Origin of the sequence: Enterococcus florum (assembly GCF_004309355.1) — a bacterium.
Classification (GTDB): Bacteria; Bacillota; Bacilli; order Lactobacillales; family Enterococcaceae; genus Enterococcus_A; species Enterococcus_A florum.
Map to the genome: position 1 here is coordinate 155,906 of NZ_BJCC01000031.1, position 25,469 is coordinate 181,374.

Consider the following 25,469-nt stretch of genomic DNA (forward strand, 5'->3'; position numbering starts at 1 on the left):
ATGATTTCATTTGTCGGAGCTGGACCTGGGGATATCGAATTGTTAACTGTCAAAGGTCAACGTCTATTGCAGGAAGCAGATGCAGTGATTTATGATCGTCTCGTCAATCCCTTGCTGTTGTTTCATTGCCAGAAGACTTGCCAATTCATTTATGTGGGAAAAACACCGTATCAAGAAACTATGAAACAGGAAGCAATCAACCAGCTTTTGATTGACACACACCAAAAACATTTCCGGATTGTCCGCTTAAAAGGCGGCGATCCGGTGATCTTTGGTCGTTTAACTGAAGAGCTGGAAACTGTATCAGCTGCTGAAATTCCTTTTGAAGTAGTCCCAGGCATAACGTCAGCCAGCGCAACGGCTGCTTACAACGGCATTTCCTTGACTGAGCGTGGTAAAGCGCGCTCGGTAATCTTTATGACTGGGCATTTAAAGGACAATGATCAGCAAACTTTTCCCGTGTTGGGCCAAAAGCAAACGATTTGTTTATATATGGGCATGGAGGCTTTGCCGAAATTTATTACTCATTTGCAGGAACAAGGCTTTACGAGGAATACTGATATTGCGGTGATCAGCTGGGGAACTTATGGCCGCCAGCAAAAAGTAGTGGGTGATTTTACTGACATTGAGGCGAAAATCAAGCGGGCTGGAATTAAGAACCCAGCCATGACGTTTATCGGTGAAGCTGTTCAAGCTGAAGCATCATTTAGCTGGTTTGACCAGTTGCCAAAATTCGGTGAATACATCTTACTGGTCGCTTCAAAAGCACCAACCATGGAGGAATTGAGAACCTTCACCAGTCAAGGCGCCGATATTTGGTGGCACCAGGTGGGTGAACATCGGGATACACGCTTTGATGAAGTCAGTGAACGCTTTTTGTCAGAGCATTCCTTTTATCAAGTCTTGTTCATGGATGAACAAGCCAAAAAAGCGTACGAAGATTGATGAAAGAGTTAGATGGAAAAGAAAAGACGCCAGTTATTCTTTCCCCAGTAATCCATTTAACGGAAATAGAAAGAACAAGGCCAATAAACTTAGCGGAATGGTATGCGGCCTGAGAATCAGACTAATTTTCCCAAGAAAAATTAGTACCAAAATAGGAAGAAGAGGTGTTTCATAATGTCTTTATCACCAAAAGAGTTAGTTGACGAAGCGATTGCCCGAGGCAAGGCGAAAGCGAATTACAGCGTGTTAACCACGGCTGTTTTAGGAATTATGGCAGGGGTGTTTATTGGTTTGGCCGGAGTAGCAATGATCCGAACCATGGGATCTATGCCTAAAGAATGGGGAACCTTAGTAAATCTGACCGGTGCCTTGATGTTCCCATTTGGACTTATTTGTTTATTACTAGTGGGGGGCGAGTTGGTTACCGGTAATATGCTGGCCGTCAGCATGGCTCTCTATGCCAAAGAGATTACCTTGAAGCAATGGGCGCGCAATATGTTTTTGGTTACGCTGTTTAATTTAGTTGGCGCGGTAGCAGTGGCTGTTTTCTTCGGTTACTTTTCTAACACTCTGCAGGGAGCTTTTGTGGAACGAACGATTGCGGTGGCGCAAGGGCGGACTGCGGATGCACCGCTGCAAGCTTTCCTATCAGGAGTAGCCTGTAATATTTTGGTTTGTACTGGGGTATACATGAATATGGCTGCTCGCGATTTTGTCGGAAAAATTTTAGGGACTTTCCTGCCGGTTGCTGGCTTTGTCATTGCAGGTTATCAGCACGTGGTAGCGAACATGTTTCTAATTGCCGCAGGTATCTTAGCCGGCGGAGCAACCATTGGGGAGTTTATCCAAAACATGGTTTTTGTTTGGACTGGAAATTTAGTAGGCGGCGGCGTCATTTTAGCTGGTATGTATTTCTTAGCTTTTAAAGTAGGTATGAAGCCAGCTTCAAAAGAGTTGGAAAAGCCGGACAGCTCATCTATAATCGTAGAAGAATAATTCGGATAGAGGGAAATGAATGAACACCTTAAGAGTAGGCACACGGAAAAGTCCGTTAGCGATTCGCCAAACGCAGCTGGTCGTTGATCAACTGAAAAAAATCAATCCTTCGCTGGAGATTGAAATTGTAGGTCTTTCTACCAAAGGAGACCGACTGCAGCAAGCACCCTTAACCCAAATTGGCGGAAAAGGTGTCTTTGTGAAGGAAGTTGAATATCAGCTGCAAGAAAAAGCAATTGATTTTGCGGTCCACAGCTTAAAGGATCTGCCTGCGCGTCTGCCCGAGGATCTTGTGTTAGCTGCTACGCCAAAACGGGCGATGCCGTATGACTGCTTGATTTTAAAGGAAGCCAAACTCCTATCTGCGGACCAAAACATAGTCATTGGGACTAGCAGCATTCGACGAGCGAAACAAATCCTTCGACTTTATCCGAATGCTGAAATCGTGCCTATTCGCGGAAAAATTGAAACGCGGCTCAATAAAATGGTCAAAGAGAATATGGACGGCACGATATTGGCTTGTGCCGGATTAGAAAGAATGAACTATTTTTCTCAGCTGTCTGCATTTCGCATTTTGACGCCTGAAGAATGTGTTCCTGCAGTAGGGCAAGGTATTTTAGGTGTTGAATGCCGTAGAGAGGATAGTGCGCTTCAACAATTGCTTGCTCAGTTGACCGATTCAGAAACGCAGGCGGCCGCAGAGGCTGAACGGTATTTTTTGCATCAAATGGACGGCAATTGTGACATACCAGTCGGTGCTTTTGCAAAGAGGTTCAATGAAGCTTGGGAATTTTATGGGTTTTTGGCAGAAACTGTAGAAGCTGAAGGGAAGCAAATTCGACTAACCGGGAAAGATCCATTGTCGTTGGCAAAAGACGCACTTAAACAACTGATGCCCAACAGACAGTATTGCTGATCAAGATAGTTGAATTTTATAGTAATAGAAGAAATTTATGATGGAAACTCAACATAAATATTGAGACTAGATTAGACTTTGGATAAAACATTGATCCAAAGTCTTTTTTTGTTATTAGCAGAAATTAGAAAAGTGTGGATAGGTGTAAAAAGGTTGATTTCATGCAAAAGCTTACTTATGCGATCTATCCAAAAAATTGTCAAATCATTCAGTATATGGGTTGGAAAGAGTTGGAATTGGATACTTCGTGAAATCTTGTTTCTAAAATAAGTAAAAAATAATTTTTTTATAATCCATTTGCAACTATGATATAATAACGTAAAGGAATATACGTTAAATGAATAATATTCTTTGATTTACAAAATACTTTAACAAATTGAAAGATTCGGATTTTCAAATGTTCATAATATTATTAAATATTTTTGAATAAAGTTCGTCGAATGACTGATGTAAAATAGATAGAAGACTAAAAATTAGAATAGAGACTTGGACGCTTTTTCTTTGTCTTTAAAACTATTTTATTAAGAAAAATCCCAATTTGCCTAAGTGCAAATATTCTTATGGCTATTTCATATGTTAGGAGGAAATTTGATGAAAAAAAGTACATGGGGGCTTTGTGTGGCTGCCTTCAGTATTTTAACTGTTCACAGTTTGTATGGAGAAAAACTTAAAGCCGATGATTCTGCAGCAGGTGCCCCGGTAGAGGTGGCTGGAGAAGCGGAGGCTCCGAATTCAACAGGAGAATCGGTCAATCAAATCGAAGTTCCGATCGTTACTCCAGAACCAGCTCCGGCACCAGAACCTGCACCAGCAGTCCCGCCGGTCGCAGTACCAGAATCAAGTACAATTGTAGAAACGCCGCCCAACAAGGAACCGACTTCTTCATCAGAAGATCCAGGAGAAAGTCAAACCAGCGCTACACAGAGCTCTAGCAGTACGTCTTCTACGAGTAGCAACTCAAGCTCCAGTGCAACACGGCCAACATCGTCGAGTTCGTCTGGTACATCAAGTACCTCTAATTCAGGGTCATCGTCGAGTTCAAGTTCGTCAACAGGGTCTTCTTCAACTTCGACTAGCAAACCTGGGACTGCATCGAGCGATTCTAAAGGGCAGACTAATCAGAGCTCAAGTGGTTCTAACAGTCAAATCAAACCAAGCAACCCACCCTCTGTAAATGTGAACTCGTCATTGCCGACGTTCTCAAATCCGAGGAATTCCGCACTGCCAGATGTGAATGATGTTGAATTAGATGAATCATTTTTAGTCAGTGAAGTCGCAGAATCTGATTTGAACAGCTTTGAACTGCCGCTGCTGCAATCCTTCGAGGATAAAAATCGAGCATTGCTGATTTATGAAGGAATCAAGCAGGTTGGCGCAGAGAAGGTACTGGATAAGGAAAGTGATGAAAAGGAAAAGCAAGACATCACAAATGTAGAAGAGCTGATCGACTACTTAACGTATCAGCTGTTCGACCAAAGCTATGATCAGGTCAAACAGCAAGAGGTTGCTTTTGAAGAGAAGCAGCCAGGGGACTTGTTGTATCAAGAAGGTAAATTGATCGGTATGTACTTAGGTGATGAGTACTACTTGAACGTGGAAGAACAACAGGTGTTTGTAGAGGATTTCTCAGAGCTCAAGGAAGAAAAACTTTCTGCCAAGCAGATGACCGATTTGACACCGACCGATTATGGAAAAACGGTTGAAAAAGCTTATCCTGCTTCCATGGACTACCGCGCAAATGAACAGACACAAGCCTTCATTGACAAGATATCAGATCAGGCACAGGAACTTGGTTTGAAATATGATGTATTTGCTTCGGTGATGATCGCGCAAGCAATCTTGGAGAGCGCCTCAGGAACTAGCGGTTTATCTGTAGCACCGCATTACAATTTATTTGGAATCAAAGGTAGTTTCCAAGGAAGCTCAGTCAGTATGTCGACCCAAGAGGATCGTGGATCAGGCGACATGTACACGACCACCTCGGCTTTCAGAAGCTATCCTAGCTACGGAGAATCATTAGGAGATTACGTGACCTTGCTGCGTGGGGGCGTTCAGGGCAATGATGACTTCTATACTGGAGCATGGCGCTCAAAAGCAAAAAACTATTTGAGAGCCGCAGATTTCTTGACTGGAAAATATGCTACAGACAGCTCATATAATCGGAAATTGAGTTCTTTGATCGCCGTTTATCATTTAACGGAATACGATATTCCAAGAAGTGTTACCGGTACAGGAACTGAAACAAGCGCGATTTTACAAGGAAAAGAAAATATCCCAGAAGTATATCGCAAAGCGATGAAGTATCCTGATTACAATGGTAAGAATTACAACACATCTGGTTCTTATCCAGTTGGGCAATGCACTTGGTATGCTTTCAACCGAGTTGCACAGCTTGGAAAACGAGTAGATGATTTCATGGGCAATGGTGGTGAATGGGGAACTAAAGGTAGAAGTCTCGGCTACAAGGTAAGCAGTACACCAAAAGCTGGATGGCTGATCTCCTTCTCTCCAGGAACTGCGGGCTCAGATCCTCGCTATGGACATGTGGCTTTTGTTGAAGCGGTTGGGCCAGATGGCATTCTGATCTCGGAAGGGAACGTGGTTGGGGGAACTACGATTTCATACCGGGTGATCGGGAATGAGTTGGCAAAATCAAACTTAGTCTCTTATATTGAGCCTAAGTAGGAGTTTGTATGCAAATGGACCAAGATACTTCAATAGACAAATGGATCAAACGATTTTCCTGGGGATTTCTTCTATTAGCAGTTCTTCTTGGGGGGATCGTCATTCGTACACGTTTTATGGTCCATCCGATTTCGGGAACATCGATGGAGGAAAGTTTACATGATGGGGACCACGTACTGATCGACAAGCAAGGGCGAATCGTTCGCTATGAGACCATTGCTTTTGCGGTCGAGGGGGAAGAAGACATGTTCGTCAAGCGTGTCATTGGGGTTCCTGGAGATGCGATCATCATTCAAAACGAAACGATGATCATCGATCTGGGAGAAGAAGACAATTTCAAGGCAACGATACGTGTCGAGCTGACCCCTGAAACAGCCGAGACGCTCGCAGGACAAACCGTGATTCCAAAGGACCAGTATTTTGTCATTGGGGATAATACGGATGTTTCCGTAGACAGTCGTTCTTTTGGCTTCGTTGATAAAGCAGAAATAGAAGGGGTCTATCAACTACGTGTGTGGTAAAAAAAGATGAGAAACTAGAGGTGAAGAATAGTGTTTGTCCTGAATGTTGTGAATGCCGTGATTTTGGCCGTGGTTTTAGGAATTGTGATTTATCGCTTGATCATCCAATTTCAAGTGAGCCGAGTGGAAAAAACGGAGTATTCTGATTCAAAGTTCCAAAAAAAGCTTCATGTGTTTAAACAAATCACCAGTCAAAAGCATGTCGCTTTTTTATTGGGATTATGCCTGGCAATAGGGGTCAGTCTACTGTTGGTAACAGTCAACCTCTTTCAGCTAAATCAAACAGTGGATTCAATGAAAGAGCAGACCAGTCTTTTAGATGAAGAAATACAACGTTTGAGCAATCAGCAAGAAGAGTTGATCACAAAGATCCCGATCAAGGATTATCCAAAAGAAGGAATCGATCTGAAGAAGTACGAATGGGATAAGGTTTTTGGAGAAGAACGGCAAGAAGAGCTTCAATTGAAGATCGAGACGGAAATCTCCCAAAAACTCGCTCCTTATTTTGGATTGTCTCAAGTGATCGTTTCAGTGGATGTACCTACTCAGTCATTGAGTATGTCGCTGACTGGAAGTACGACGGATATTGAAGGAAAAGAAAAAATCAAAAAAAATGTAGAAGCTTTTGTTAAAGAGGCGAAGGTCATTCCGCGTTTGACACAAGTTCATGTACAAGTCACTTCCGCAGTTGATAAAAAGAATGAGACCTTGTATGAAGGCATCTACTTAAGAGAAAAAGATAAAGACGCTTTTAAACGTCAAGAAGAGTCGAAAAAGACGGACAAGGAGGATGAGGATTAGTGGCAAAAAAAAGAGAAGGTTGGTTTTTTACGAAAAACATGATGAAAGAAATCGATGGGATTCCTGATGAGATGCTGGATTCAGAGGAGCGAACTGCCCCTGAAGTCCAAGAAAGTGTCTCTGACAACACGGAAGAACTAGAACAGTTGAAAAAGCAGCTGGAAGAAGCGCAAAAAGGCATGGAAGAAAAACAATCCTCAGCAGAGGAAGCGGCGTTGAAGGAACAGATCAAAAAGCTGGAAGAGGAGCGGGAAGAACTAAAGAGACATTTAGAATCCGTTTATGTCAGCAAAAATTATACTTCAAAATTGGAAACAAAATTGCAAGAGCTGGAAGATCAAAAGCAGGAGAATACAGAAACGATCCAAACCCTGCAGAGAGAACTTGAACAGCTGAAAAGCACGACTGTATCTGAACTGACAGAAGAGACGCTGAAAAAGAATGCAGCGCTTCAACAGCAACTGGATGAACAGGCTGCAAAATTAGCAGAGTACATGGACCAAAGTAAAAAATATGAAGAGATCGAGGCTGAATTCGAATCCTTCAGAGAAGCCATGGACAAAGCAGCTGAGGAACACAAAGCGGCACTGGAAAAACTTGAGCAAGAAAAAGCAGACTTATTAAAAAATGTCGAAGGTGAAAAAGACGAGGCCTTGGAAAAGGCCCAAAGACAAAAACTGCAGGCTGCTCAGACAGCAAGCAACCTGAAAAAGAGAGTAGAAGAGCTTCAAGATCAGATTAATGAGCTTCCTACCTTGGAAGAGGTTCAGGCGATGCGCTTAAGCAACGAGAGTCTGCAAAAGCAATTGGATGAGCAAACGACTCTTTTAGAGGATTATCCGAAACAAAAAGATGCTGCGGTCAACTATGCAGAGGAATGTAAAAACCTGAAAGTACGGCTCACAGAGTCTCTTGAAAAGAACGAAGCAGGAGATCAGTTTAAAGAAGAGGCGGAACGAACGATTAACCGATTGGAAAACCAAATTAATAAGCTGCAGGAAGCGGCTAAGGCATCCGAATCTGATTTGCAACAATTGAATGAGGATCTTCAAAATCAGGTGACAGATTTAACCGCGCAATATGAAGCAACAAAGGAACAAAAAGAGAACCTAAAAAATACTTTGGTAGACTACCAAATACTGAAAGAGGAACATGGACAATTGACTGAAGAAAATAATGAATTGACGACTGAAGCAAGACAATTGAAGAAAAACGTACAGCAACTTGAAAAACAACTAGCAACTTCTGAAGCCAAACAAGAAGAGTTGACAACGGCGCTTGAAAATGCAAAAGAAGAAAAAGACGAAATCGTTGAAAAAATGCGCAAAGTAAAAGCGGAATTAAAGGAAAAATCAGATGAACTGATTGTCTTTACAAGAGAAAATCAAGACTTGTTCAAGACCAAACGTGAGATGGAAGCTATTCGCAACGAAAATGAAGCGTTGAAAAAGGAAATCGTCGAAGCCAAACAAGACATCGGCGAAGTATTGATCATTGCCAGAAGACAAGCGAAAAGCATGGTCGAAACTGCCCAAAAAGAAGCCGAGCATTTAATCAGTACAGCCGAGCTGGAAATGGCTACGATCGGTGAAAAAGCACAAACGATCTTGTCCGATGTGGATGAATTGAACCGATCGGTAAAAAATGTGTATGGCAACTGGATCAAGGCAGTAGAACAGCCAGCCGTTGAATGCCCTGCAGAGGAAGAAGTAGAACAAAAATAAACAAAAAGAGGATCTTTTCCTATCAGAAGCTGTTTCTGATAAGAAAGGATCCTCTTTTTGGGGATTCAGCTGAATAGGGTCTTCATTTTCACCAGCAGCGGTGCTAGACTAAAGAAAAACAAGGAGGATCAGCATGAACGTAATCGTTGTAGGGCCAAAAGGAAAAATGGGAAGGGCGATCACACGAATTGCAGAGGAACGATCAGATATGACACTACTTGCAGGTGTCGGACCAAAAGGTAGAGCGTACATCGGTCAGGATATTGGGGAAGTGGCTATGTTAGGAAAATCACTGGGAAAGCCGATCGTGGATGATTTAGAAGCAGTGATCGAGGATTGTGATGTCATCATTGATTTTTCAACGAAAGAGACCGCTCTGCAGGTGTTAGCATTGGCGAAACAATACCGTACAGCTGTAGTTTGCGGCACCACTGGATTTTCCGAAGAAGAGATGCAGCAGTTCAAAAAGGCTGGCGAACACATTCCAGTACTCTATGCGGCGAATACCTCCAAATTGGTCAATTTGATGAATCAGCTTTTAAAACTGGCGGCTAATACTATCGGAGACCAAACAGATATTGAAATCGTTGAAATGCATGATCGAACGAAAAAGGATGCACCGAGCGGCACCTCAAAGGAAATGGGCGAAATCATAGCCGAAGAGCTGGGGAAAAAGCTCAAAAATCTTGCCGTTTACGGGCGTGAAGGCCGCGGCGAAAGAGAAGAAGGAACGATCGGGTATCATTCGATGCGTTTAGGAGATACGCCTAGTAGTCATACTGTTTATTTTGGCGGTGTCGGCGAACGACTGGAAATCAGCCATCATGCGACGGACTTTAGCTGCTTTGCTTCTGGAGCGTGTGATGCGGCGGTCTATCTAGCTAAACAACAACCAGGTTTTTATTCTATGGCAGATGTTGTATCTGGAAATTATTAAAGCATTTAACGTAAAAAGGACATTAGATGATTTCGACCTCATAGACAAGAGGGAAATCATCTAATGTCTTTCTTACTGATTAGCCATAAATGATCGTCTCGATAGTACTTTTCGACAAGCCCTTTAGTACTTGAATCAGCATCTCTCGAGCAGCCTCAAAATCTGCGATACTGAACATGGTTTGATGGGTGTGGATGTAACGACCGCAAACTCCGATAACACTGCTGGGAATCCCTTCATTGGCTGTGTGGGCCGCCCCCGCATCTGTCCCGCCTCTAGAAACAAAGTATTGATAAGGGATGTGGTGTGTTTGCGCTGTGTCCAATAGATATTCTTTTAATCGCGGCAGCAAGATCAATCCAGGGTCTTGAATGCGCAGCAGTGTTCCTTCCCCTAAGTGACCAAAGGTTCCGCTTTTAGTGAGTAGATCGTCCGCAGCTGAGCAATCAACGGCAAAGAATAAATCTGGTTTAAACTTTGTGACCGCTGGTTTTGATCCTCGCAGCCCAACTTCCTCCTGGACGTTTGCACCTGCAATCAAGGTGTATTCTAAAGTTTCTTCTTTCAACGCCTCTAATGCTTCTAAAACGACGGTACAGCCATAGCGATTATCCCAAGCCTTGCTGATAATGTTTTTTCCATTGGCGGTTTTGACAGTTTCGACTTGGGGAACGATGGTATCTCCTGGACAAACACCAAACGCAACTGCTTCTTCTAGAGAATCGAAGCCTGCATCAAACAAAAGATCAGTCACTTTCACTGCACTCTGTCCATCTGTGCCGCGAAGCAAATGCGGCGGTACAGAGGAAGAAATGCAGGGATAATTACCTTTGCCCGTTTTTAGAGTAAAGCGTTGTGCAGAAACCACATAAGGATTCCACCCTCCGAGGGGCACGACCTTAAACAAACCGCGCGGAGTGATCTCTGTCAGCATAAAACCGACCTCATCCATATGGGCAGCTACCATCACACGCGGAGCTTCCTCAGAGGTCTTTTTGATCCCAAAGATCCCGCCTAGCCCATCCTGAGCGACTTCATCTACAAGGGGCGTCATTTTTGCACGCATATACTCCCTGACATCATCTTCAAAGCCGCTGGTCCCCTGCAATTCGGTCAATTCTTTTATTCTTAAAAATGTTTCTTCTTTCATCTGCTTCACCTCTTTAATGTAGTCACAAAGGTATTATAACCCTTTTTTAGCAGGTTGTAATGCTTGTGAGCTAATCATTGGCGATCGCACTGAAAAGGCGTTAAAGTAAAATACGAGTCTCATAACGTTAAGAAAGAAGGAATGCTGCTATGTATACAGATTTAAAAAATCGAACCGCGATCATCACCGGGGGATCAAAGGGGATCGGCACCGCCATCTCGAAACGCTTTGGTGAAGAAAAGATGAATGTTGTAGTCAATTACCATTCAGATGAAGCTGGAGCGCAGGAAGCGGTGGCACAGATCCAGCAGGCTGGTGGAAAAGCGATTGCCGTTCAGGCGGACGTAGGGACAGAAGAAGGCGTTCAAACATTATTGGATGCGGCTGTTCAAACATTTGGCGGAATGGATGTTTGGGTAAACAATGCCGGGATGGAAAATCAAATGCCGACGCATCAGCTTCCGCTTGAGGATTGGAAAAAAGTGGTAGAAGTTAATTTAACAGGTGTGTTCTTAGGAACCAAAACAGCATTGAATTATTTTCTTTCACAAGAAAAAAAGGGGAACATTATCAACATGTCTTCTGTCCATGAACAGATCCCTTGGCCAACATTCGCGCATTACGCGGCTTCAAAGGGAGGCGTTAAGTTATTTTCTGAAACGACTGCCATGGAATATGCCGCTCGAAATATCCGCATCAACAGCATTGGACCAGGGGCGATCAATACGCCGATCAATGCCCAAAAATTTGCTGATCCGGAAAAGCTGGAAACGACAAGAGGGATGGTTCCGATGAAGCGCATCGGTGAGCCAAGTGAGGTGGCTGCAGCTGCTGCATGGCTGGCCTCTGACGAATCTAGTTATGTGACCGGAATCACTTTGTTTGTGGATGGCGGTATGACCTTATATCCTGCTTTTCAGGATGGGAAAGGCTAGAAAGAGGTGTAAGAGATGAATATATTAATTGCATTGCTGCCAGCGATCGGCTGGGGGATTCAGCCGCTGATTCTGAAAAAAATCGGAGGGCGGCCAACCAATGAGATTTTAGGAACAGGAATCGGCACATTGCTAGTAGGATTGATCGTCTATTTCTTTTTCTCCGATCAATCTTTGTCCTTTGGCACATTTATGATCGCTCTGGCCTCTGGAGCCTTTTGGGTTATTGGCCAGACGGGGCAGTTCACTGCGTTTAACCTGTTGGGAGTTTCACGGACGATGCCGATCTCAACGGGTCTGCAGCTGATCGGCACTTCCCTGATCGGTGTGTTTGCTTTCGGTGAATGGGCTGGAACGACCTCGCGCATAATTGGATTCGGCGCCATCGTATTAGTGGTTATCGGAGCTGCATTGACAGCTGTGACTGAAGGGGCTGACTCAAGAGGCGGAACGATGAAGGGCTTGTTGGTCCTACTGGGGACCAGTGTCGGATACTGGGTCTACAGTGCGCTGCCAAAATTGGTCGATGCTTCTGGTGACGCCATTTTCTTCCCGCAAATGTTAGGTATCTTTATCGCTGCTGCGATCTATGTTATTCTTAAACAACCGACAGCTTTCGCCAGCGACAAGAGCTGGAAAGCAGTCATTGTTGGGGTGATCTTCAGTATTTCAGCCTTTGCGTACATTTTTTCAGCTCAGGCCAATGGAGTAGCGACCGCTTATGTAATCACTCAACTGAATGTCGTCATTTCAACACTGGGCGGTATGTTTATTTTGAAAGAAGAAAAAACACCAAAGGAATTTCGCTTCACACTGATTGGATTAGCATTGATCGTTGTGGGTAGTGTGATTACGACATTTCTTTAAAAGAAAGAGGCATGTATGAGTTATCAAGGAATGAAAAATTTGTTTCGGGTGATCTTGGTCGCCGGTTGTGGCTGGGGCTTGTTTCTGATCTTGGGAATCGCAGAAGGAACATTTAACCTGACGCAGCTGATTTTTTACACGATCCAAAGTAATTTGCTGGTATTTCTGATTTATGGGTACTTGGTCGTGAAAAGTGGTGCCTACAGTTTTAGAAAAAGACGGATGGTCAGTGTGGATCTTCCGGCCAACATCATGGGAGCAGTTACGTTGATCATTGTTATTACTGGGTTGATTTATAACTTTATTTTGGTTCCTACGATACCGGACACTTCAGACTACGCAGTCAACAATTTATCTGATCTGCTGGTTCACACGTTTACACCGTTAATGGTCTTTTTCGATTGGGTCGTGTTTGCAGACACGCACGAGACCAAAACGATCAAACCGCTGACATGGACCGTTTTGCCGATTATGTATTGGCTATTCACCATCGTGCGTGCCCAACTTGCTGGCCCAATCCCAGGGTTTGACAGCGACTATCCATATTTCTTTATCGATGCCGATCATTTAGGCTGGCCGCAGGTTTTTTTGAATGTTGCTCTGTTAGTTTTGTTTTTCGTGGCCTTTGGGTATCTGATGAAGCTGCTGGCTTGGCTTTCAAACCGGTTCAAATCCCCAAAACTCAATTGAACTGATTTTCTTGATCGAGGGGCACCAAAAGAAGTTCGTAGCGAACTGATTGTTCGTTACGGGCTTCTTTTTTTGCATCAAACAATTGATGGAGTCGAGCCTCCAACAGCTCCTGCGGCCACTCATCCTGAAAATAAGCCTGGAAAAAGTCGGATTTAACTGTTTCGGTGGAGGAGAATGAGAAGACCTTTGTTTGATAGGTCACTTTTTCTTCGTCCAAATACGTCCGATACTCATTCAGCGGATTTGGTTCGTCGACTTTTTCCTCAAAAGGCGAAAATAAGCTGTCTTCTTGTGAAACTAGACGTAGAAAAAGCCCCCACTTTCTTCCGTGGCTTAATAAAGAGAAAAAGTCATTTTTGGTTTGGATGGACGGTGTCATGGCGGCAAACACGATATCGTAGACTTTGTTTTGCTTTTCAAGGAATTGCGATTGTTCTTGATGAATCAGATTGACTCGGTCAGATAGAATTTTTGTTTTCGCAATCGCCAGCATAGCGGAAGATAGATCCACTAAATCGTAATCCGCCACGGCTTGCTGAAAAATCTCCATATAGCGTCCAGTCCCTCCCGCCATATCCAAAAAGGATTTGCAAGGGAGGATTTGTTGTTCGATTAAAAACTCGTATAGATGCATAGCGATCGGAAACCTAGATTCTTGTTGGATCGTCTCATATTCTTTTGCAAATGCATCCCAAAATGATTCAACTTCGCTTTTTTTCATGCGGTGCTCCTTACTAGAGATTCAACAAAGTGTATCATGAGTAATAGAGGACTGACAATAAAATGGTATACTAAAAGAAAAAGGGGGAACCACATGAGATTAGAGCATGTAGCAATGTATGTCCGTGATTTGGAAAAAATGCGAGAATTTTTTGAGACTTATTTTGAAGCAACTAGCAATGAACGCTACCACAACACTAAAACAGGTCTAATGACTTATTTTTTAACGTTTGGTGATGGTGCGCGGTTGGAATTGATGACTCGTCCGGAAGTAGGACAGTCAGAGCCCGACCTTTATCAAGCAGGATTGATCCATATTGCCTTTAGTGTCGGGTCGAAGGAAAAGGTAGACGCGCTGACCGAGCAGTTGATCAGCGATGGCTATCACGTTTTGTCTGGACCAAGGACTACCGGAGATGGCTATTATGAGAGTGCTGTAAGAATCGCTGAAGGGATTCAAATCGAGATCACTGAATAGAGAATGAGCCTGAAAAAGCGGAACAGGATGCCCTGTTCCGCTTTGCTATCGGTATGATTGACAAAAAAATTAAAATTTGAGCTGATGACATTTTTCCAACAAATCCAATAAATCTTGGTGCGAAAAATTCCCATTATTCAACTGGAAATGCGGCGTTTCTGTAAAATGCGGCAAATCTGGTTGATGGATGTTGAAAATCATAAGGTCGTAAAAATCGTGCTTGTTCTGTTCATGAATTATTTGGCATTTCACAAACGGCAGACGATTGCAATAACTTAGCGTTTCATGGAGCAAGAAGTAATTCGGGTCGGGGAAAATACCCACCCATACAAAGTCTGATCGATCTTCTCTTTTGACATAAGGAAGCAGCAGACTAGTACACACATCCAACGCGTATTTATGGCAATCCTTGTGCCATTGAAGTCCCTGCAGTTGATGGACCTGATGCAGCAGGTCGTTGATCGCTAAATACAAATCCTTATGCGGGCCATTGCTGAATGAGATTTTTCTTTCTTCAAAAATATGCGGAGCCGGAATGGGGACCTTGTTCCACACACGGACCTTTAAAAACGTATTGTACAGGTTCATTTTTAACAGCTGCATTTTCCCCTGCGGTGTTTCTTCATGAACGACTTCTCCAATAAATTGATCAAAAACTCCCAGCATCAATTCCTCTAGGTGGTTTTGTTCAATATTTTTACGAACGAAATTCAGCCGAAGATCCTCTTTTTCAAAATAAACCGGCCAATAGATCAAATAGAAGTAGAAAAAATGGATTTCCTTTTCTTGAATCTCTGGGTCCGGATGCCATTCTCTGACTAATCGTTGGATGATCGGACTAGGCTCTGGAAAATAAAAACCGGTCAAGTCCAAGTCGTCTAACACAAAGCATTGCTGCAGCCGCAGCTGGTTGATGACTAAAAGCAATTTGGACTCTCGAATACTGAGGTTTGAAAGCCAAGGAATCATTCTCTGCTGGAAAGCGAGCAGTGTTGGTCGAACCTGTTCCAATTGCAGGAGGTCTTCTCCTGCATTGATCCGCCAGCACAGATTGAAAAACATGCCACGAATAAACGCCTCTGGGCCAGCGATCTCCATCTTCGCAATATTGATGGTAATGCGATACTCCGATAGAAAGGCTTTGATAGGCTGCAATTTTCGATACAACGAAGAATAACTAATAAAGTAAAGTTCGCAAAATTTATAAATGTCATGATCCGGTTTGATCAGGGTCATTAACAAAAATTGATAAATAATGCTTTGCTTTAGCAGAAAGCGCTCGTATTCTCCAATTACGAAAACCTCCGAGTTAAAATGAATTTTTCCCGAGTTCGTCAATAAAGGTGTATTGTATAGAGCCATCATATCCTGATTAATTTCTTCAACCAGTGTTTGGATTTTTGTATAAGAAAATGTACAGCTGGACATCAAAGAGTTCGTAGAAAAATGAGCTTCCCTTTTTTGAATCATCAAACGAAAGATCTGCAATTTTTCTTGAGTCGTTGTATCCAAAAGCAGTTGATTCATACTAAGGCCTCCTTCAACTAGCTAAAAAACCTATTTTTCAATATTAATTAAAGATTATAAAATGATTTTCACTAGATTAGTATATCACTAAGTTTAAATTGAATTATTAACATATGTGTTCTTTTTTTGAAAAAAAAATTCTTTCTATGAAAAAAAAAGAAAATATTGAATTATTGAGAAACAGAAAATAGGTGTAAAATAAGGTATATAGCGGTTTCATTGAAAAAATAGAGAAACTGTTTTTAAAAATAATAAAAAAATTTGTGAAAAATGATTTTATGAATTTTGAATTGTTTTTCTAAATTAAAATAATTATCTTCTTATAATTATGGATAATTTTGTTTTTTCGAAATGAAGTGGACATTGCCAGGTTACTCTTTTTCACTATTGGGATTGCGCTTTTTTTTTTTGCGCTTCTTTTTTTGAAAAGCAGAAGGTTCGATTTGGATAGTTGAATTGTGGCTATCCTTAATGAAATGATGTCTCATTATTCAAGTGATCACAAACAGCTTTCCACTTTTCTTCCTCTTAGCGATCTGATCAATCTATAAGCCTGTGAGGGATTGAAGGATTGCTATCCTATCTCTATAATATCATGAAAATTTATTTTTATTAGAATATTTTTTAAGATAAGAAAGCTAAATTTCTTTATTTTCTAAAAAATAAACCGTAAATAAAATAAGATTACGTTTTATTGGGTCTAATATGAAGCAGGGTTGATATTTTTTCGTTATTTAAGCGTGCGAAAATGTACGAAAACTTATATAAATAAAAAACTGAAATTTGCCGTTTTGGATAATAGCCGATTCTTTCAAAAGAATCTTTAAAATTGTCAATTTTAATAAATGGATTGAAGGATAAAGAAAAAATATCTTTACATGCCGGATAACGTATGTAATAATTTTTTAAATGATATTGAGAATCATTTTCAATTAAAGGAGATGGAAAGTCTTTATGGAAAAAGCAAGTGTGGGGTATTTGTTTAAACTGGCTGGCAAATCGAGTTTTTTGCTTTTGCTGTCGGCCTTGTTCAGTATTATTTCCGGTATTATGGATTTTGTTCCGTTGGCGATGCTTTACCGGGTCTTGCTGTTTTTGTTTGGAGATCAGCCGAATATCGAATTGGCCAAACAATATGCATTGTACGCCGTTATTGCCATTATTGTTAAGTTCGTGACGCTTTTGATCAGTGGTGCATTGTCGCATATCGGAGCGTTCAACACATTGTATGAAATACGTAAACGATTAAGTATCCATATCGCTGCGCTGCATTTAGGCTTTTTTACGAAGACCACTTCTGGCAAGCTGAAGAAGACGATCATCGAGGACACTGAAAGGATCGAGACGATGTTGGCCCATCAGGTACCAGATCTGGCAAAAGCGGCGATTGTTCCTTTAGTGATGTTTGGCTATTTATGTACGTTGAACGGTTGGCTGGCATCGTTTCTGCTAATGCCAATTTTGATCGGTGCTGTCGTGTTGGCTTTGGGAATGCGCTCAAGCAGCAAGTATATGGCCTGGTACCATAGACTGGTTGGACAATTAAATTCGGCGATCATGCAGTTTATCAATGGAATGAATGTGATGAAGTCCTTTAATGTCACTGCAAAAGGCTTTAAACAATATTCTGACACTGTGGAAGAATACCATGACATGTGGAGTGAGTGTACGAAAGCGCAGGCTTGGTCATACGGGACTTTTCTAGTATTGATCGAATCAGGGCTGTTATTCAGTTTTCCTGCTGGGGGGGTTCTCTATTTACAGGGCCGTGTCGATTTGCCGACTTTTCTTTTTTTCCTAGTGATGAGCATCGTCTTTCTATCTTCTTTGAAAAGTTTAAGCGGATTCGCTGTTGCGATCAGTCAAATTATGACTGGAACAGAAAAAATCAAGGAGATCATGGACTTGCCGCAGCAAACATTTGGTTCGAACCATTCATCACTGGATGCGGTGACAGTAGCATTTGACCACGTGCATTTTTCATATGAACAAGATGAGGTTCTCCACGATGTTTCTTTAGAAATACCCGCGAATACACTCACCGCTTTTGTCGGGGTTTCTGGTTCAGGCAAATCCACGACTGCTCAGCTTGTTCCGCGATTTTGGGATATTCAAAAAGGCAAGATTTTATTGAATGGGCAACCTGTAGAAGACTTCGATGAAGCAAGCCTAATGGAGTCCATGAGCTTTGTTTTTCAGGATGCGTTTATGCTGAGTGACACGATTCGAATGAATATTGCTGTTGGAAAAGAGGATGTGAAGGATGAAGACATTTACAAAGCTGCCAAGGCCGCTCAAATCCACGACTTCATCATGAGCCTGCCAGATGGATATGATACCGTCATGGGTGAAGCGGGTATCAAAATGTCCGGTGGTGAGAAGCAGCGGGTTTGTATTGCCCGAGCTATTTTAAAAGATGCGCCTTTAGTGATTTTTGATGAAGCCACCAGTTTTACAGATATTGAAAATGAACGAAAAATCCAATTAGCACTAAATGAGCTGTTGCAGAACAAAACGACTATCATGATCGCTCATCGTTTAAATACAATCAAACATGCCGATCAGATCTGCGTATTTGACCAAGGAAAAATTGTTGAACGAGGGACTCATGAAGAACTGCTGCATAGACATGGAACTTATGCCAAGCTCTGGGCAATCTATTCCGAAGAGTAAGAGCTTCATGTCAGAAGCGTTTTTGATAAGAGACAAGGAGGAACAAACATGATCAGTATTATGAGGAATATTCGTTCTGTGATTGGTGACAATACAAAACTGCTGCGCCAGCCCATCGCGTTAGCGATCATTGATGCGATGTTGAATATGGTGTTTTATTCGATTATGATTTTGACGATTGTTCGTTTGGTGAGTGATCGGTTTACTGAAACATTTTTTTATGGGGGGATCGCAATACTTGTGATTGTTTTTGTGATTCGCACCTTGCTCGCTCGCTATAGTTTTCGTTCTCTGCAAACGAACGGTTCAGTCATCGCGACTGAATTACGCCTGCAGTTAGCAGAGCATGTGAGAGGATTGAATTCAGGCTACTTCAATCAAAACAGTGTGGGTCGTCTAACCAGCTATTTTTCTACTGATATTGCTGATTTTGAGCAGGTATTGACCCATCATCTGACCGACTTTGTCAAAGCGATTTTCGGCGTCTGCGTTTGCATGCTGGGCGCTTTGATTATCGATTTTCGTTTTGCCGGAGTATTAGTCGTCATGATCGCAGTAGCTTTGCCTTTGATGATCAAAGGCGGCGCAGTTGGTCACAAGATTGCGCCTGAGCATCGCGAAAAGATCAACGCAGTCATTTCCAGAGTGGTTGAGTATATCAACGGGATCAAAACGTTTCGTTTGTATCAGCTGACTGGGACGAAATTTAAACGGCTGGACCGCTCATTCAATGAGCTGAAAAAATCTTCGATCCGTGTGGAGCTGTCAATGATGCCTTACGTGATGATTTTTTCAACAATCGTTTCATTGATGATCCCGGTAGCTCTGGTATGGGGAACCAATTTACTAGTGCAGGGAAATTCGACTCCAGAACAATATGTCGCTGTTCTGATGCTTAGTGTTTCTACATCGAGCCAATTGATGGTAATCGGGATGTTGTACCCTGAATTAAAATATTTAGCGAAATCAGCAGACAATCTGCGGATAATCTTTGAAACGAAGCCGTTAGCTTATACGAAAGAGCACTTCGCAGCACCAGAGCACACCATTGCATTTGAAAATGTCTCCTTCAGCTACGAAAACGATGTGGCTGTTTTGAAGAATGTGACGTTTACTGTGGACAATGGAAAAACCACTGCCTTGGTGGGGCCCTCAGGTTCCGGGAAATCAACAGTGATCAATCTGATTTCCCGTTTCTGGGATGTTTCGGAAGGAACGATCACTATTGGCGGAGAAAATGTTCGGGATGTTCGTCCAGACGCGTTGACAGAAGAAATCACCTGTGTGATGCAGGATGTCTATTTGTTCAATGATACGATTTTGAATAATATCCGTATGGCGAAACCGACAGCATCGATGGAAGAAGTAGTAGAAGCGAGTCGGTTGGCGAATTGCCATGAATTCATCCTGCAGATGGAAGATGGGTATGATACGCTCGTCGGTGAGGGCGGTTCTACTCTTTCAGGCGGGGAGAAGCAGCGTATCTCGATCGCTCGTGCTTTGTTAAAGGATGCGCCGGTGGTATTGTTAGATGAATCAACCTCCAGTCTGGATGCCGACAATGAAAAAGAAATCAATCTAGCATTGGATCGTCTGATGAAGCGTAAAACGGTCGTGGTCATCGCCCATCGCTTGAATACAATCGTGAATGCGGATCAAATCATTGTTTTAACAGATGGTGAAATCTTGGAACAAGGCACCCACCAAGACCTGTGTGCTTCAGAGGGCTGGTATGCGCGAATGATCCACGAACAAAGGATAGCGCGCCAATGGGTCGTGGGTGAACCGCTGCACTCCTTAGAGGAAGCAAACTAAAAAATTGGGCTCAGAGATTTCTCTAAGCCCAATTTTCTAATTTTTCCGCTCTCGTTTGGCAATCATAGGCAGGATCATGCCGAGCAAAATCAAAACGAAGGGTGTGACGATGTTTGAAATCAATTGGAACATCCAAGATTTTGGATCAGCAGCATAGTCGACTTTCGGGATCATTCCTAAAATACACGCAAACGCCGTAAAGGCAAAGCACCAAAAGCCAACCAGAAATCCCAGCTTCGGATTTTTGATAAATTTGTATTCAGAATCAAATCGATTGATCTGTTTATTCAGCATCATGTAGGCAAAGAAAACCCAAATGTAACGCATTGGCATGACGACAGAATTTAGGTTTGTCAGCCATTTGACCAGTTCGCTCATATTCTGGATGCCGAAGACAGGCAGAATAATGATGATGCTGACTAAAATACCTGTCAGGAAATAACCATTGATCAAGGTCCCTTTTCGATTTTGTTTGCGAAGCCATTGTGGAACAAAATCAGGATCGGCATCAGAAAGCAAAATCTTCAACGGCGCATCGATCGAAAAAGCCAGCGCAGAAGATTGAACAGCCGTCTGTGCCAAGCCATAGATGATCATTAACAGGTTTCCTACTCCGAAATGCTTGCCTAAAATTTGAAAAGCACTGTAGGCTCCATTTGCCATCAAATCATCTGGGATGTTGTTGCTGTTGAACAACATAGCCATGGCTACTGATCCCAACACTGCACTGATTCCAATCATGGTCGCCATAAAAATCATTGCTTTGGGAAAGTTTTTGGTCGGACGATCAATGGAATTGACATATGGTGAAATTTTTTCGGCACCGCCGACAGCAAACACTAACATTGAAATTGTTGCGAAATACCCTAAATTAAAATCAGGAATGTAGGTTTTAAGGTTTCCCATGTCTGGAGTTGCCGCGTTAAAAGTCGGGTCCATCAATGGGATTGATACCGCCAAGATAATGAAAAGGATCGACATGATTAGCATTCCTGATCCAGCGACACTTCCAATTACTTTTAGCGTGGTCAAGCCTTTTGTCGAAAGAAACAAAAAAACGAGAAAGATCAATAACGAAATAAGAGCAACGACTTGCACACTCATGTTGGTCGCCACATCGCCATTGCCTTTGACTACCCATCCAAGTGCGATCAGCACCGACTGTGGTTTTTGTGCCAAATAGGTAATGTGGACTACCCAATAAGTCCAAGCAGCATAATAAGCGACTTTTCGTTTTCCAGTGGTTTCCTTGATCCAGGAGCTGACACCGCCGGCACTGTTTTTAAAGGTCGATCCCAGCTGACCAACGATCAACGCATAAGGTATAAAGTAAAGCAGCATGATTAAGATCCATGAGGTGACGACAGATACTCCTTGTTGTGCATAGTTGTTGACCACGTTTCCGAATCCCCAGACCATACTAAATGCGATCATCGAGACCGTAAACCAACGTATTTTTTTCTTGCTCATTCTTCTTCCCCCCAGCCATTAGGACAAAATTTTTGAAAAACGGTTACATTTAGTGGTAGAGCCGCTCTTTATTTAAGTATAAAGGGCTTTTTCGCTCCGAACCCTCAGCTTACAAAAGTTTCATTGAATCTTTTTTGATTATTCATGAGAAACTTATCAAAGTCTTGTTCCAATGTTTTTTTAAATGGAACGGCTTGGGGGGAGGATTTCATGATAAAATAAAAAGGCAAAGGAGTGGGGTCATTGGAAATAAAAGAGTGTATGTTTTCTGAAGTTGAACCTTTTTTAGAGGATTTATTTTCTCAGCAGCATCAAGAACATTTCCTCACGAATATAGAGGAATCGGAGGAGCAAATTTCTTTTGGCTCTTGGGAAAAGGAGCAGCTGATCGGGGGGATCGTAGGCAAGAGACACTACCAGACACTGCATGTCTCGCTGTTGGGTGTCCAACCAGCATATCGCAATACAGGGACCGGCAGTCGATTGCTTAAAACCATGGAGGAATACGCATTCACTCATGGTGTAGACACGATCACTCTGACTACCAAAAAATATCAGGCGTTGGATTTTTATTTAAAGAATGGGTACCGGATTTTTGGCGAATTGGAAAATGTTCCAATGAAGGGAACCATTAAATATTACTTAGTGAAGAGGAGAAATGAATGGAATTAGTGTTAATGGAAGAAGAACTTTCGGTTTTTCAAGTCGCGGACATGAATGAATTGGATTGGTCGGTTCGTCCGATGTTTATCGGAATGACTGAGGATGAGATCTCAGTGGTAGCCCCAGTTGTTCCGGAAGAAACGATTCAAAGAGAAGACAACTGGCGCGGATTTAAAATCGCTGGTGTGTTGGACTTCAGTCTGGTCGGTATTTTAGCCAAAATCGCGACACTATTGGCTGAGGAAGGGATTAGTATTTTTGCGATTTCGACCTATAACACGGACTATATTTTAGTGAAGGCTGATCAAGTAGACAAAGCGGCAGAGATCCTCGCCGCACAGGAGTACCGCATCAAAAAAAGCGGAGAAGCTCCGCTTTAGAAAAAATAATATTGTACCGTCAGCAGGGCAATGATGACCAAAATACTGGGTAGGAAATTTGAGACCCGGATTTTGGTCAATTTCATAATATTCAGGCCGATTCCTAAGATCATCAATCCTCCGATTGCACTGATCTCGTGCATCAAGATATCCAGCAGCTCCGCTGGCAAGTATTTCACGATAAAGCTGGCAAAAATAGTGATCGCACCTTGGTAAAGAAAGACCGGAAAGGCTGAGAACAGAACCCCGATCCCCAACGAAGCCGTCAGCATGATGGACATGAAGCCATCCATTACAGCTTTTGTGAACAATGTTTGGTGGTTGCCAGCGACTCCGCTTTCGATCGCTCCGATGATGCCCATTGAGCCGATCAAATAAATCAGCGTGGCAGTAACAAAGCCTTCCGCAAAATTACTGTTTCCCCGAGCAAATCGTTTTTCTAAATAAAGTCCGACAGCGGTCATGCCGTCTTCGATTTTCAAAAATTCACCGATCATTCCCCCAAGGCAAATACTGATAATGATCAAAATAAAGGAGCTTGCCTGGATCGACATTTGGATAGCGAGAGCAATTACACCTAAGCTGATCCCTTTTGTCACCGTGTCCTTTGTTTGTTCGGAGATATTTCGCAAAATGATACCGGAGAGACTGCCTCCAATGATTGCCAACCCATTGACCAATGAACCTAACAATAACATTTTTCCACGTCCTTCTTTGAATACCCAACTGATGAGAATGGCATTAAAAAATCGATATCTCTCATACTACCATGAGTTTGTTCAATTGAAAACCAGCGTTGCGAGATTTGTCGCTCGTTCCCGCGATCGACTCAAGACAAGCTGTTAGAAATGTACCCTGATTGTGGTAAAATTTCTGTATTAAGAAAAATAGGAAGGAGCTCGTTATGGGCGTTAAATTGAATGAATTACTGACCTTGCCCTCACTGCGGGAGGCAGAGGTGATTGCTGGAAAGAATAACTTGAACAGTACCGTCACATCGCTCTCCTTTTTGGAAGTTTCCGACATGAGCTTCTTTGCGCAAAATATCCAAATCAAAGAAGAATACTATGCCGGGGAATTGGTGATCAGCTCGTTTTTCAGTATTCGAGAGGATGTGGAAAAACAATGCGAAGCCATTCGTCATTTACATGAACTAGGTGAGATCGGCATGCTGCTTTACTATGTCGGCATCGTCATTCCAGAGTTGGACCCTCGAGTGGTTCAAACGGCGGAGGATTTGGATTTTGTGATCGTGTTGATGCCTAAACACAATTTCCAGTTAAGGTACAATGAAGCGATCGTTGAGATCATGACCGAGATATTGAAACAAAAGTCCTCGGAGCATTTAGTGAATGAGGTACTGGAAAAAACCTCTCTGCTGCCAGAGCATTTAAGAAGTGTCGAGATGACGTTGAAAATATTGGCGGATCTTCTAAGGACCAATATCGTTTTGACAAATGCCAACGGCGAGATCGTGAATCAAATCAAATGGCCGAGAAACTCCTCAATGGATATCTCCGAATTTATTCGTACGCATCCGATTGAGGATGGCGAACAACTTCAAAAGGCTGAGTTTTCGTATTTTTATAAGGAAATTTACCACAAGGACAATGGGTTCCTTCACTTTTACTTGATCAAGGAACACGATGTGCTGACTCAAGCAGAGTGTGAGCAATCCATCGAGTTGATTCAGGTTTCGTTAAATTTGTGGGGCAAAAACCATGGCGAAATCAGCGAATATGCACTTGTTCAGGCGATCTTGAACGATGAAAGTGAAAAAATGTATCGGCTAGCTAACAGCTTATCGATCGACGTCAAGGCCATTGATAGGATGTGGCTGCTGCAATTAAAGGACACGGAAACAGAGAAGCTGATTAAGAGTGAGTTGATCGAACATGCAGCCAAGTACTACCAAACCTGTGTCGTACAAATAATCGATAACCAGCTGGTTGCACTGTTGGGAAACTATCGCCACAACGATTCCGAGCTAAATTTGACACAGGATTTCGTTCAGTCAGCGACTGCTCAAGAGCAGATCGAAAGCATCGTATTGTGTCCGCGAATGCGCAATACGACAGATGTGCGAAAAACCTATCAGCTGGTCAATGAAGTATCGGCCAAGTTGAAACGAATCTACAAAGAACGCAAAACCTTTTCGATCAGTGAGCTTCGACAAGTCGATTATGCGGTCAAACTGGTTCAATCTGGAGAAACGGAAATCGAAGAGACCTTGGCAGTGTTGGAACCTATCCTCCAAAATCAAGAGTATCTGACGACCTTATGCTGTTTCCTATTGGATGCTCAAGGTGATTTTCAACGCTGCAGTGAGCTTTTGTTCGTCCACAAAAACACAGTAAAATACCGCATCAAGAAAATCAGTGAATTGCTGGGCTATACGATCACTCGTTTTTCCGAAAGTTATGAATGCTATTTTGCTTGTATGATCTATCGGCTGATCCATAAATAGTCGATTTTGCTGAAAAAAACGAAATACCTGAGAAAGAAACAGCTTGTCAGAGATGTAGTGACCCCAAAAAGTTAGACTTTTTTTGGAGTGGAGAAATCCACTCCTC

General features: G+C 42.5%; 22 protein-coding genes. 17 read left to right on the top strand and 5 right to left on the bottom strand.

Annotated features, from left to right (window positions below; genetic code table 11):
* From cobA to dapB, 8 genes are all read left to right on the top strand, one after another.
* On the top strand, positions 1-945 hold the full coding sequence (cobA, locus tag NRIC_RS16360) for a uroporphyrinogen-III C-methyltransferase (RefSeq protein ID WP_146623784.1): 945 nt from the start codon (positions 1-3) through the stop codon (positions 943-945).
* A 174-nt stretch (positions 946-1,119) separates the two neighbouring features.
* Positions 1,120-1,941, top strand: coding sequence for a formate/nitrite transporter family protein (locus NRIC_RS16365; RefSeq protein WP_146623785.1), 822 nt, complete (start codon positions 1,120-1,122; stop codon positions 1,939-1,941).
* Between the two features lie 19 nt (positions 1,942-1,960).
* The gene (gene hemC / locus NRIC_RS16370; protein WP_146623786.1) at positions 1,961-2,857 is read left to right on the top strand and encodes a hydroxymethylbilane synthase; all 897 of its coding nucleotides are present in this window, start codon (positions 1,961-1,963) and stop codon (positions 2,855-2,857) included.
* Between the two features lie 591 nt (positions 2,858-3,448).
* The gene (locus tag NRIC_RS16375; RefSeq protein WP_146623787.1) at positions 3,449-5,542 is read left to right on the top strand and encodes a glucosaminidase domain-containing protein; all 2,094 of its coding nucleotides are present in this window, start codon (positions 3,449-3,451) and stop codon (positions 5,540-5,542) included.
* Positions 5,543-5,556: 14 nt separating this feature from the next.
* On the top strand, positions 5,557-6,063 hold the full coding sequence (lepB, locus tag NRIC_RS16380) for a signal peptidase I (RefSeq protein WP_146623808.1): 507 nt from the start codon (positions 5,557-5,559) through the stop codon (positions 6,061-6,063).
* A 30-nt stretch (positions 6,064-6,093) separates the two neighbouring features.
* Entirely contained in the window at positions 6,094-6,864 is a 771-nt protein-coding gene (locus NRIC_RS16385; protein ID WP_146623788.1) for a hypothetical protein, read from the top strand.
* Positions 6,864-8,588, top strand: coding sequence for a coiled-coil domain-containing protein (locus tag NRIC_RS16390; protein WP_146623789.1), 1,725 nt, complete (start codon positions 6,864-6,866; stop codon positions 8,586-8,588). The genes NRIC_RS16385 and NRIC_RS16390 overlap by 1 nt, the downstream gene beginning before the upstream one ends.
* Before the next feature lie 133 nt (positions 8,589-8,721).
* A complete protein-coding gene (gene dapB, locus NRIC_RS16395) occupies positions 8,722-9,525 on the top strand; it encodes a 4-hydroxy-tetrahydrodipicolinate reductase (protein WP_146623790.1) in 804 nt (267 codons plus the stop codon).
* Between the two features lie 79 nt (positions 9,526-9,604).
* Here dapB and pepA read toward each other — a convergent pair whose 3' ends face one another.
* Positions 9,605-10,675 (bottom strand): glutamyl aminopeptidase, encoded by a 1,071-nt coding sequence (pepA, locus tag NRIC_RS16400; protein WP_146623791.1) that lies wholly within the window; start codon positions 10,673-10,675, stop codon positions 9,605-9,607.
* A 149-nt stretch (positions 10,676-10,824) separates the two neighbouring features.
* On the opposite strand from pepA, the gene NRIC_RS16405 reads away from it, so the two are divergent.
* Genes NRIC_RS16405 through NRIC_RS16415 form a run of 3 tightly spaced genes read left to right on the top strand, consistent with a single transcriptional unit; the run spans position 10,825 to position 13,167 of the window.
* Positions 10,825-11,610: a glucose-1-dehydrogenase gene (locus NRIC_RS16405; RefSeq protein ID WP_146623792.1), complete on the top strand. Its 786-nt coding sequence runs from the start codon at positions 10,825-10,827 to the stop codon at positions 11,608-11,610.
* A 15-nt stretch (positions 11,611-11,625) separates the two neighbouring features.
* Positions 11,626-12,477 (top strand): GRP family sugar transporter, encoded by an 852-nt coding sequence (locus NRIC_RS16410; protein ID WP_146623793.1) that lies wholly within the window; start codon positions 11,626-11,628, stop codon positions 12,475-12,477.
* Positions 12,478-12,492: 15 nt separating this feature from the next.
* Positions 12,493-13,167 (top strand): Pr6Pr family membrane protein, encoded by a 675-nt coding sequence (locus NRIC_RS16415; protein ID WP_227873834.1) that lies wholly within the window; start codon positions 12,493-12,495, stop codon positions 13,165-13,167.
* Here the strand turns inward: NRIC_RS16415 and NRIC_RS16420 are convergent.
* Positions 13,160-13,891, bottom strand: a complete 732-nt coding sequence (locus tag NRIC_RS16420; protein WP_146623794.1) for a methyltransferase domain-containing protein — start codon at positions 13,889-13,891, stop codon at positions 13,160-13,162. The genes NRIC_RS16415 and NRIC_RS16420 overlap by 8 nt on opposite strands.
* A 93-nt stretch (positions 13,892-13,984) precedes the next feature.
* Between NRIC_RS16420 and NRIC_RS16425 the strand changes: the two genes are divergently transcribed.
* Positions 13,985-14,368 (top strand): VOC family protein, encoded by a 384-nt coding sequence (locus NRIC_RS16425; RefSeq protein WP_146623795.1) that lies wholly within the window; start codon positions 13,985-13,987, stop codon positions 14,366-14,368.
* Positions 14,369-14,437: 69 nt separating this feature from the next.
* Here NRIC_RS16425 and NRIC_RS16430 read toward each other — a convergent pair whose 3' ends face one another.
* A complete protein-coding gene (locus NRIC_RS16430) occupies positions 14,438-15,895 on the bottom strand; it encodes a helix-turn-helix domain-containing protein (RefSeq protein WP_146623796.1) in 1,458 nt (485 codons plus the stop codon).
* Between the two features lie 954 nt (positions 15,896-16,849).
* Here NRIC_RS16430 and NRIC_RS16435 point away from each other — a divergent pair.
* Positions 16,850-18,568 carry an ABC transporter ATP-binding protein gene (locus NRIC_RS16435; protein WP_146623797.1) on the top strand — a complete coding sequence of 573 codons (1,719 nt, stop codon included), beginning with the start codon at positions 16,850-16,852 and terminating at the stop codon, positions 18,566-18,568.
* Between the two features lie 48 nt (positions 18,569-18,616).
* The gene (locus NRIC_RS16440; protein ID WP_146623798.1) at positions 18,617-20,383 is read left to right on the top strand and encodes an ABC transporter ATP-binding protein; all 1,767 of its coding nucleotides are present in this window, start codon (positions 18,617-18,619) and stop codon (positions 20,381-20,383) included.
* 36 nt (positions 20,384-20,419) lie between these two features.
* Here the strand turns inward: NRIC_RS16440 and NRIC_RS16445 are convergent, their stop codons facing one another.
* Positions 20,420-21,853, bottom strand: a complete 1,434-nt coding sequence (locus tag NRIC_RS16445) for an amino acid permease (protein ID WP_146623799.1) — start codon at positions 21,851-21,853, stop codon at positions 20,420-20,422.
* Between the two features lie 243 nt (positions 21,854-22,096).
* On the opposite strand from NRIC_RS16445, the gene NRIC_RS16450 reads away from it, so the two are divergent.
* On the top strand, positions 22,097-22,525 hold the full coding sequence (locus NRIC_RS16450) for a GNAT family N-acetyltransferase (RefSeq protein WP_175580136.1): 429 nt from the start codon (positions 22,097-22,099) through the stop codon (positions 22,523-22,525).
* Complete coding sequence (locus NRIC_RS16455; protein WP_146623800.1) at positions 22,516-22,896, top strand: ACT domain-containing protein; 381 nt, start codon at positions 22,516-22,518, stop codon at positions 22,894-22,896. Before NRIC_RS16450 ends, NRIC_RS16455 begins: the two co-directional genes overlap by 10 nt.
* Here NRIC_RS16455 and NRIC_RS16460 read toward each other — a convergent pair.
* Positions 22,893-23,594 carry a DUF554 domain-containing protein gene (locus tag NRIC_RS16460; protein WP_146623801.1) on the bottom strand — a complete coding sequence of 234 codons (702 nt, stop codon included), beginning with the start codon at positions 23,592-23,594 and terminating at the stop codon, positions 22,893-22,895. The genes NRIC_RS16455 and NRIC_RS16460 overlap by 4 nt on opposite strands.
* A gap of 206 nt (positions 23,595-23,800) precedes the next feature.
* Here NRIC_RS16460 and NRIC_RS16465 point away from each other — a divergent pair, with 206 nt between their 5' ends.
* Positions 23,801-25,363: a PucR family transcriptional regulator gene (locus NRIC_RS16465; RefSeq protein WP_146623802.1), complete on the top strand. Its 1,563-nt coding sequence runs from the start codon at positions 23,801-23,803 to the stop codon at positions 25,361-25,363.
* The last annotated feature ends 106 nt before the right edge of the window (positions 25,364-25,469 follow it).

What these genes read in the sequence shown, in the direction of transcription:
- NRIC_RS16415 (WP_227873834.1), top strand. Translation starts at nt 12,493, where the DNA reads ATGAGTTATCAAGGAATGAAAAATTTGTTTCGGGTGATCTTGGTCGCC.
- NRIC_RS16465 (WP_146623802.1), top strand. Translation starts at nt 23,801, where the DNA reads ATGGGCGTTAAATTGAATGAATTACTGACCTTGCCCTCACTGCGGGAG.
- dapB (WP_146623790.1), top strand. Translation starts at nt 8,722, where the DNA reads ATGAACGTAATCGTTGTAGGGCCAAAAGGAAAAATGGGAAGGGCGATC.
- NRIC_RS16440 (WP_146623798.1), top strand. Translation starts at nt 18,617, where the DNA reads ATGATCAGTATTATGAGGAATATTCGTTCTGTGATTGGTGACAATACA.
- pepA (WP_146623791.1), bottom strand. Translation starts at nt 10,675, where the DNA reads ATGAAAGAAGAAACATTTTTAAGAATAAAAGAATTGACCGAATTGCAG.
- NRIC_RS16455 (WP_146623800.1), top strand. Translation starts at nt 22,516, where the DNA reads ATGGAATTAGTGTTAATGGAAGAAGAACTTTCGGTTTTTCAAGTCGCG.
- NRIC_RS16445 (WP_146623799.1), bottom strand. Translation starts at nt 21,853, where the DNA reads ATGAGCAAGAAAAAAATACGTTGGTTTACGGTCTCGATGATCGCATTT.
- NRIC_RS16375 (WP_146623787.1), top strand. Translation starts at nt 3,449, where the DNA reads ATGAAAAAAAGTACATGGGGGCTTTGTGTGGCTGCCTTCAGTATTTTA.
- NRIC_RS16365 (WP_146623785.1), top strand. Translation starts at nt 1,120, where the DNA reads ATGTCTTTATCACCAAAAGAGTTAGTTGACGAAGCGATTGCCCGAGGC.
- NRIC_RS16420 (WP_146623794.1), bottom strand. Translation starts at nt 13,891, where the DNA reads ATGAAAAAAAGCGAAGTTGAATCATTTTGGGATGCATTTGCAAAAGAA.
- lepB (WP_146623808.1), top strand. Translation starts at nt 5,557, where the DNA reads ATGGACCAAGATACTTCAATAGACAAATGGATCAAACGATTTTCCTGG.
- hemC (WP_146623786.1), top strand. Translation starts at nt 1,961, where the DNA reads ATGAACACCTTAAGAGTAGGCACACGGAAAAGTCCGTTAGCGATTCGC.
- NRIC_RS16405 (WP_146623792.1), top strand. Translation starts at nt 10,825, where the DNA reads ATGTATACAGATTTAAAAAATCGAACCGCGATCATCACCGGGGGATCA.
- NRIC_RS16460 (WP_146623801.1), bottom strand. Translation starts at nt 23,594, where the DNA reads ATGTTATTGTTAGGTTCATTGGTCAATGGGTTGGCAATCATTGGAGGC.
- NRIC_RS16410 (WP_146623793.1), top strand. Translation starts at nt 11,626, where the DNA reads ATGAATATATTAATTGCATTGCTGCCAGCGATCGGCTGGGGGATTCAG.
- NRIC_RS16435 (WP_146623797.1), top strand. Translation starts at nt 16,850, where the DNA reads ATGGAAAAAGCAAGTGTGGGGTATTTGTTTAAACTGGCTGGCAAATCG.
- cobA (WP_146623784.1), top strand. Translation starts at nt 1, where the DNA reads ATGATTTCATTTGTCGGAGCTGGACCTGGGGATATCGAATTGTTAACT.
- NRIC_RS16425 (WP_146623795.1), top strand. Translation starts at nt 13,985, where the DNA reads ATGAGATTAGAGCATGTAGCAATGTATGTCCGTGATTTGGAAAAAATG.
- NRIC_RS16430 (WP_146623796.1), bottom strand. Translation starts at nt 15,895, where the DNA reads ATGAATCAACTGCTTTTGGATACAACGACTCAAGAAAAATTGCAGATC.